This window comes from Moorena sp. SIO3I6 (assembly GCF_010672095.1).
The window spans coordinates 1-3582 of the sequence record NZ_JAAHHU010000427.1; the positions used below are offsets into that span (position 1 = coordinate 1).

The window sequence follows — 3582 nt, forward strand, 5'->3', positions numbered from 1 at the left end:
TACACCAAAGTTGCCACCAACAATTACACTGGAGCCAAAAAGATACTTAGGAGCCGTGTGAGGCGAAAGTTTCATGCACGGTTCTGAAGCGGAGGTGCGGGGTTCAATAGCCCCCATCGACCGTAACGACTTAATCCGACACCTGAACAGCGCCTGCTGCTCAGTGAAACGGTTGGAGTCTATCGTCGTGCTTGTCGGTACTTGGTCGGAATTATTTATACTCACTGGTCTGAGCTAGGGGAATTAACGGCAGATAAACTAACTCCTGCTGTCGAAAAATTAATGCATCAGACCCGGTCACGTCCTAATATTAAATACCCTCAGTTCAATAAAACCTTCTACAAATTCCCTAGTTACTTGCGTCGTGCTGCAATCGCGTTTTCCGCTGGTCAGGTTAGTAGTTTTGTTACTCGTTATCGGGAGTGGCAGTCGGGGAACAGAAAAAGAAGGGATGCTAAGCCTCCAAGGCTAAATGCAGACACTGGCTGTTATCCCTCCCTTTACAAGGGACAATGCTACAAGCTGCATGGTTATGACCAAGTCGAAATCAAGGTTTTCAATGGTTCTGATTGGCTTTGGACTACCGTTCAAATCACTGGATTAAGAGAGCGTCATCTCGTGGCATCCAATAAGATGATGTCCCCTTCATTGGTCTTAAATGAAAGGGTCTGTCACTTGTCCGTTCCATTTATTTGCAAGCCAGAAAAAAGAAAACCAGAGGCTAATGTCACAGCAGTTGATCTAGGGATAAATACAACAGCTACAATAGCAGTCGTAACTCATAGCGGCACTGTAATCCACCGTGAATTCGTTCACCCTGGAAGAGACATAGACCGTCGAGATCAGCGACTGAAATCCGTCTCTATGCGGGCGGCCAAGACCATGGGTAAAGGAGGCAGACTTCACAAAGGATTCTGTTCTAAAACCTATGAAAAATGCCGAAGAATTAATCATCAAATAGGTCACCTTGTTTCAAAGCGAATTGTTGAGATTGCTGAGCAATTTAATTCTGAAGCTATAGTATTCGAGAATCTGAAAGGTTGGAAGCCAAGAGGTGGCAAAAAACGATCCAATCTTCGACAAAGATTTCATGGATGGCTTAAGTCTTTGATTCGCAATTTTACTGAAATGAAGTGGGCTGAACTGGGAGGCAAAACAATAGAGGTTGTAGCAGCTTACACCTCAAAATTAGCCTATGATGGTTCCGGCACGGTTAGACGTGATTCAAGAAATTACTCCCTAGCAACCTTCCCTTCAGCTAAGCGCTTTAATGCTGATCTCAACGGCGCTTACAACATTGGTGCTAGAGGCGTGTTTAAACTCGTTCGTAGGTGCGGCTTGTTTTGAGTAGGAGGTACTCATGAAAGAGTAAGGTATGACTCAAGTAACTCGCGGGGATAACCCCAAAAAGTTATAACTGTTCATCTGGATGGCGGTGCAAACCCGACCCCTAGAAGAGACTAGTGACTCCCTACCTGGCCACACCGAGCAGGCGACAACCTAGCAGAGTGAAGCTGGCACCAGGGCGGAATCAGACACCAATCAGATGGGTGACACTGCCGCTAACGGGGAGGTGACATGGGTAACAGACAGTAAAAGTCCTGAAAAAGTGTCTAACGAGTAAGCCGCAATCTGACTAGCATATGCGAGACTTGATTCCCGAATATCCTCACAGCGTTTCTACGAGACAGCTGGAATCTCCGAGGAGGGAATAGGCAAATTGGACTGCCCTAAATCACCACAACAATCTGATGAACGGAACAAGTAAAAACGGTAGCACAACCTAGGTCTATAGATTGGTCGAACCTATAGTAAGTGATGTCACACTTAATCCCTACTACCGGGTAGGATGCAGGCGAAAACTGCCTGCGGGTATTCAGAATATGCAAACTCTAGTAGAGCACGGTTAGACACATGAGCAATCATAGTGAACTTTGGAAAAATCAGAAGTGGAAAAAACACCACCAAAATTTATTCCGCCTACAAAAGCGAGTATATAAAGCGGTTCGAGAAGGTGACCTGAAGAAAGCCAAGTCATTACAGAAACTGATTATGAAGTCCCGTGCAGCACAACTGCTGGCTGTCCAACAAGTAACACAGCTAAATAAGGGCAAAAGAACAGCTGGAATTGACGGAAAGTCCAAACTCAATTTCAGGGAACGCATGGAACTGGTGGAAACATTAAACCTCTATGGCCACGACTGGAAACATAGCGGACTACGAGAAAAACCAATCAAGAAAAAGAATGGAAAGACTCGAATGTTAAAGATACCAACCATAGCCGACCGAGCATGGCAATGTTTAGCCAAATTCGCATTGGAACCAGCCCATGAGGCCACGTTCAGCGCCGACAGTTATGGTTTTAGAACAGGAAGAGGAGCACAAGACGTGCAAAAACGCCTATTCCTACACCTGAAATCAGACCACAACGGTATAAACAAGCGAATAATCGAACTAGACATAAAGAAATGCTTTGACCGCATCTCACACAGCTCAATCATGGATAGATTGCTAGCTCCTGCGTGCCTAAAACAGGGGATTTTCAGGTGTTTAAAAGCAGGCATCAATCCGGAATTCCTAGAGCAAGGAACACCCCAAGGCGGTGTGGTCAGCCCCCTATTAGCAAATGTGGCACTCAACGGAATCGAGAATATACACACCAGCCTGCGATACGCAGACGACATGGTATTTATACTCAAGCCAAAAGACAATGCTGAAAAGATTCTCCAGAAAGTCAAAGACTTCCTGGCAGAACGCGGAATGGAAATCAACGAAGAAAAGACCAAGCTAACCAAAACGACAGACGGATTTGACTTCCTGGGGTGGAAATTCCGCGTCAGAAAAGACGGAAAGTTTTCGTGTATTCCCTCAGAGGAAAACCACAGAAACATCCGTAAGAAAATCAAAGCCGTGGTCAACAACTCGAACTATGGTGCCAAAGTAAAAGCAAAAAAGCTAGCCCCAATCGTTCGCGGGTGGCGTAATTACCACAGTAGTTGTGATATGAGTAGCCCAAGGGATAGCCTATGGTTCATGAACCTAACCGCTAACCGTAAATTCCGAAAGGAAAAGAAAGTGAACCGGTACCAGGCCAACGAACTATGTAAAAAAGCATTCCCAAAAGTGGGGTACAAACAGAATCAACACGCAAACGTTAAAGGGACTAAGTCACCTTATGATGGTGACCTAGTTTACTGGAGTAAAAGGAATTCCCGCCTCTACTCAGACGCTACCTCAGACGCCTTGAAACGGCAAAACCATTCCTGTGGACACTGTAGATTGAAGTTCTTAGAAGGCGAAGATGTACACCTTCATCATGTAGATGGAAACCACGACAATTGGTCCAAAAAGAACTTACTAGCAGTTCATCGAAGCTGCCATCAACAGATACATTGGAGCAAGCCAAAAGGCCGGTCATAGACCGAGTTTACCTAGGAGCCGTGTGAGGGGAAACCGCGCGACCTGAACTGGTCAAGTAAAGCGGGGAGCCGACTCCCCAGGGTAATTTACACCACCTACCCTCACGTAAAACAACCTTTTAGGTTGGACTCAATACCTTTTGGTAACAAAAGGGAAATATGC

2 protein-coding genes are annotated in these 3582 nt (G+C 45.6%); both read left to right on the forward strand.

Annotated features, from left to right (window positions below; genetic code table 11):
• Positions 1–201 precede the first annotated feature (201 nt).
• On the forward strand, positions 202–1347 hold the full coding sequence (locus tag F6K49_RS37290) for a transposase (RefSeq protein ID WP_293105106.1): 1146 nt from the start codon (positions 202–204) through the stop codon (positions 1345–1347).
• A 567-nt stretch (positions 1348–1914) separates the two neighbouring features.
• On the forward strand, positions 1915–3420 hold the full coding sequence (locus F6K49_RS37295) for a reverse transcriptase domain-containing protein (protein ID WP_293105109.1): 1506 nt from the start codon (positions 1915–1917) through the stop codon (positions 3418–3420).
• The last annotated feature ends 162 nt before the right edge of the window (positions 3421–3582 follow it).

Coding starts and splice junctions, on each gene's coding strand:
- F6K49_RS37295 (WP_293105109.1), top strand. CDS start 1,915: ATGAGCAATCATAGTGAACTTTGGAAAAATCAGAAGTGGAAAAAACAC.